Annotated in this window: 4 protein-coding genes; all 4 read left to right on the top strand. The window is 61.8% G+C overall.

Features of this window, described 5'->3' with window-relative positions:
- The first annotated feature begins 83 nt into the window (after window positions 1–83).
- The 4 genes from NDI87_RS16770 to glyQ all read left to right on the top strand — a co-directional run bounded on the left by NDI87_RS16770 (window position 84) and on the right by glyQ (window position 4,255).
- Complete coding sequence (locus NDI87_RS16770) at window positions 84–698, top strand: GNAT family N-acetyltransferase (RefSeq protein ID WP_296276722.1); 615 nt, start codon at window positions 84–86, stop codon at window positions 696–698.
- Between the two features lie 92 nt (window positions 699–790).
- Window positions 791–1,657 carry a transporter associated domain-containing protein gene (locus NDI87_RS16765; protein WP_296276721.1) on the top strand — a complete coding sequence of 289 codons (867 nt, stop codon included), beginning with the start codon at window positions 791–793 and terminating at the stop codon, window positions 1,655–1,657.
- Window positions 1,658–1,679: 22 nt separating this feature from the next.
- Window positions 1,680–3,257 (top strand): apolipoprotein N-acyltransferase, encoded by a 1,578-nt coding sequence (gene lnt / locus NDI87_RS16760; protein ID WP_296276720.1) that lies wholly within the window; start codon window positions 1,680–1,682, stop codon window positions 3,255–3,257.
- A gap of 77 nt (window positions 3,258–3,334) precedes the next feature.
- Window positions 3,335–4,255, top strand: coding sequence for a glycine--tRNA ligase subunit alpha (glyQ, locus tag NDI87_RS16755; RefSeq protein WP_296276719.1), 921 nt, complete (start codon window positions 3,335–3,337; stop codon window positions 4,253–4,255).
- The last annotated feature ends 68 nt before the right edge of the window (window positions 4,256–4,323 follow it).

The following is a 4,323-nucleotide window of genomic DNA, read 5'->3' as shown; positions in this document are numbered from 1 at the left end:
TGTTCGACATCCTGCCCCGTTTTTTCTATCCTGCTGCATCTCTTGGTGCGGGGTCTGCCGTTGCGCCCAGAAAACCGGATGTCATGGTGCCGATTCGCTCGCTGGGCGAAAACCACCGCGCGCGCATTACCAGGCACCTCAAGGCACTTGATGCCCATGACCGCTATTACCGTTTTGGGTTTGCCGCCAACGATGCGCAGATCGACCGCTATGTGAACAGCCTGGATTTTGACCGCGATGAGGTTTTTGGCATTTACAACCGGCATCTGGTGCTGATTGCACTGGCCCATCTGGCCTATGCGCCTGAAACCGGCGCCAATCCCGGAGCCGAGTTCGGCGTTTCCGTGCTGGTACAGGCGCGAGGCCGGCACTACGGGTCCCGCTTGTTCGAGCGCGCCGTGATGCATGCCCGCAATGTGGGGGTGCACAAGCTGTATGTGCATGTGCTGAGCGAAAACGCGGCCATGCTCCGCATTGCCAGCCACGCCGGGGCCACGTTTGTGCGTGACGGGGCAGAAACAGAAGGTTATCTGGTGTTGCCGCCCGCCACCCTCAACAGCCATTTGACAGAATTGGTTGAAGAACATCTGGCCCAGGCCAATTACCGTCTCAAGGTGCAAGCCAGGCAAATTCACAACACCATCGCCAGCCTGCAAAGCGCCTGGCGTGGCCGTGACACGACTAAAAATAGCGAGTGATGCCCGGGTCGCATTCGGCTTTTGATATGGCAAATGCGTTATCCGCTATCCTTATGGCTTGTTCAACAACTGCATGTCCTGCTTGACTGGCTGTGTCCGACCCCTACCCAACGCGTCCCGACCGGGAAGATAAACGCACTTTTTTGCAAAAAATTGCCGAGTTCATCCACCCCGGGCCGGATTCGACCGACGAGTTGATCGAAACCCTGGCAGAAGCCGAGCACAACCAGCTCATTGGCGCCGATTCGCGCAAGATGCTCGAAGGCGTGATCCGCATGGCTGACATGAGCGCTGGCGACGTCATGGTGCCCACCACCCGCATGGAGCTGATCAACATCGACGACCCCTATGACGCCATGATGCACGGCGTGATCGACACGGCGCACTCGCGTTTTCCGGTGTTCGAGGGGGAACGCGAGAACATCATCGGCATCCTGATGGCCAAGGATCTGCTCAAGTTGCAGCGGGCACCCGAGCTCAACATCCGCGCCTTGCTGCGTCCGGCCGTGTTTGTGCCCGAGAGCAAGGGCCTGAACGATTTGCTGCGCGACTTTCAGAGCAACCACAACCACCTGGCCATCGTGATTGATGAGTTTGGCCGCGTTGCCGGACTGGTCACCATCGAGGACGTGCTGGAGCAAATTGTCGGTGAGATCGAAGATGAATTTGACATTGCCGACGACGAGGGCGACATCTTTGGTTTGCCTGATCGCAGCTACCGGGTGAGTGGCGACACTACCATTGAACGGGTCGAGTCGGCCTTCGGCGTCAAGCTCGACAGCACCGATGCCGATGAAGACTTCGACACCATTGGCGGCCTGATCGCTCACGAGATGGGCCATGTGCCCCGGCGCGGCGAGCACCATGTGCGCGCGGGCCTTGACTTTGTGGTGATGCACACCAAAGGCGGTGCGGTGAAGTGGTTCAAGGTATCGCCGGTGCCGGATGGCGCCAAATAAGCCGCAGGGAGCGGGCCTTGGCTTGACGCCCTGGCTGGTGCTGCTGCTGGCGGGCGCCCTGCAGGCGGCCAGCCTGGCCTGGCCCGTGGCCATGCCGCAAAGCCTGGCCTGGCTGGGTCTGGCGCAAGGGCAGCCGCTATGGTGGGGGCAAACGCTGGCGCTGGCCAGTCTGGTGGGTTTGCTGCGCAGCAGCCCCAACTGGCGGCTCGCGGCGCTACGCGGCTGGATTTTTGCCACGGCCTGGCTGGCCTGCACCTTTGGCTGGCTGTTTACCTCCATGCACACCTATGGCGGACTGGCCGCGCCGCTGGCCGTTCTGGCGGTGCTGGCGCTGGCCGGTTTGCTGGCGCTCTATTACGCGGCGGCGACTGGTATTTTCTGGCGCATGGCGCTGGCTCATCCGGTTTGGGCGGTGCTGGCTTTTGCAGCCCTGTGGTTGCTGGCTGAGCTGGCCCGTGGCCTGTTGCTGACCGGCTTTGGTTGGGGCGCCATTGCTTATGCACACCTTGAAGGGCCGCTGGCCGGGCTGATTCCCTGGGTCGGGTTGTATGGGGCCGGTTTTGTCGCCGCCGGGCTGGCGGCCGGTCTGGCCCTGGCTTGGCGCGCCGCTTTGCTCGGCCAAAGGGGCGATGCCTTGGCGTCTGTCGTGATGTTGCTGGCCCTGCTCTTGTTGCCGCCGTGGTTGCCCCAGCCGCAGGGCGGCTCGGCCGGTACGCTCGACGTGACCCTGCTGCAAGGCAATATTCCCCAGAACGAAAAATTCGACACGGCAACCGGCGTGCTCAAAGCGCTGCAGTGGTATGGCGAGCAGCTTCAGCAGAGCCAAAGCGCGCTGGTGGTCACGCCCGAGACGGCTGTGCCGCTGCTGCCCGAGCAATTGCCGCCAGGCTACTGGCAGGCCTTGCAGCAGCGTTTTGCCGGCGGTGCGCAGGCGGCGCTGGTGGGGGTTCCGCTGGGCAGTTTCAGTGAGGGTTACACCAATTCGGTGGTCGGGTTCAAACCGGGGCAGGCCACGCCATGGCGTTATGACAAGCACCATCTGGTGCCTTTTGGCGAGTTCATCCCGCCGTTTTTCCGCTGGTTTACCAATCTCATGAACATCCCGCTGGGTGACTTCAACCGCGGTGCCCTGCCGCAGCCCACCTTTGACTGGCAGGGACAGCGCCTGGCCGCCACCATTTGTTACGAGAACCTGTTCAGTGAAGAGCTGGCCAAGCAGTTTCTGGCAAACGCCACGGCACCCACGATCCTGCTCAATGTCAGCAACCTGGGCTGGTTTGGCGACAGCCTGGCGATGGACCAGCACCTGCAAATTGCCCGGCTGCGCGCGCTGGAATTTGGCCGGCCCTTTTTGCTGGCCACCAACACCGGGCAGACCGCCATTGTCGACCACCGCGCCCGTGTGACCCATGCGGCGCCGCCGCACACGGCCATGGCGCTGCACGGCACGGTGGAAGGGCGCACCGGCATCACGCCCTATGCCTGGTGGCTGGCGCGCTGGGGTCTGTGGCCGTTGCTACTCATGGCCCTGGGCCTGCTGCTCCTGGCCTGGTTCAGGCGCCCGGCAAAAGCGCCATTGGCCACTGTCATAAGCCCGTAAAATTGGCGATTCAGACGCAAGCGCTTGCGTCAACCATTTTTACTTCCGGGCGGCTTTGCAAGCTGTCCCCACCGCTTATGTTGACCTTCCAGCAAATCATTTTGAAACTCCAGTCGTATTGGGACGCCCAGGGCTGCGCGCTGCTACAGCCCTACGACATGGAGGTGGGTGCCGGCACCTCGCACACGGCGACATTTTTGCGGGCGCTCGGGCCGGAGCCGTGGAAAGCCGCCTACGTGCAACCGAGCCGTCGCCCCAAGGATGGGCGTTATGGCGAAAACCCGAACCGTCTGCAGCACTACTACCAGTACCAGGTGGTGCTCAAACCCGCCCCCAGCAACATTCTGGAGCTCTACCTGGGCAGCCTCGAAGCCCTGGGCTTCGATTTGAAAAAAAACGACATCCGTTTTGTCGAGGACGACTGGGAAAACCCCACGCTGGGCGCCTGGGGGCTGGGCTGGGAAGTCTGGCTCAACGGCATGGAAGTGACGCAGTTCACCTACTTCCAGCAAGTCGGCGGCATTGACTGCCGCCCCATCACCGGCGAGATCACCTATGGTCTGGAGCGCCTGGCCATGTACCTGCAAGGCGTGGACAACGTCTACAACCTGACCTGGACCGAAGCGCCGGACGGCACCAGGCTGAGCTACGGCGACGTCTACAAGCAAAACGAGGTGGAGCAGTCCACCTACAACTTCGAGCACAGCGATGTTGATTTTCTGTTCACCGCCTTCACGGCGCACGAAAAGCAGGCCAAGCATCTGATGGCAGTGCAACTGGCGCTGCCCGCCTACGAGCAGGTCCTTAAATGCGCGCACAGTTTCAACCTGCTCGATGCCCGTGGTGCCATCAGCGTGACCGAGCGCGCCGCCTATATCGGCCGTATCCGCACGCTGGCGCGCGGTGTGGCGCAAAGTTACTTTGACAGCCGCGAGCGCCTGGGTTTCCCGATGGCGCCGCGCGAGTGGGTTGCTGAAATGTCCAAGAAAGCCGCCTGACCATGACCCATCAAAATCTTCTCGTTGAACTGTTTGTTGAAGAGCTGCCGCCCAAGGCGCTGAAAAAG

The sequence above is a fragment of the Rhodoferax sp. genome (assembly GCF_023701345.1).
Classification (GTDB): Bacteria; Pseudomonadota; Gammaproteobacteria; order Burkholderiales; family Burkholderiaceae_C; genus Rhodoferax.
The sequence above is the reverse complement of the archived record's forward strand: the minus strand, read 5'-3'. Positions and strand labels throughout refer to the sequence as shown.

Excerpts from the sequence above, each read along its gene's own strand:
- NDI87_RS16770 (WP_296276722.1), top strand. The coding sequence starts at position 84 with ATGGTGCCGATTCGCTCGCTGGGCGAAAACCACCGCGCGCGCATTACC.
- glyQ (WP_296276719.1), top strand. The coding sequence starts at position 3,335 with ATGTTGACCTTCCAGCAAATCATTTTGAAACTCCAGTCGTATTGGGAC.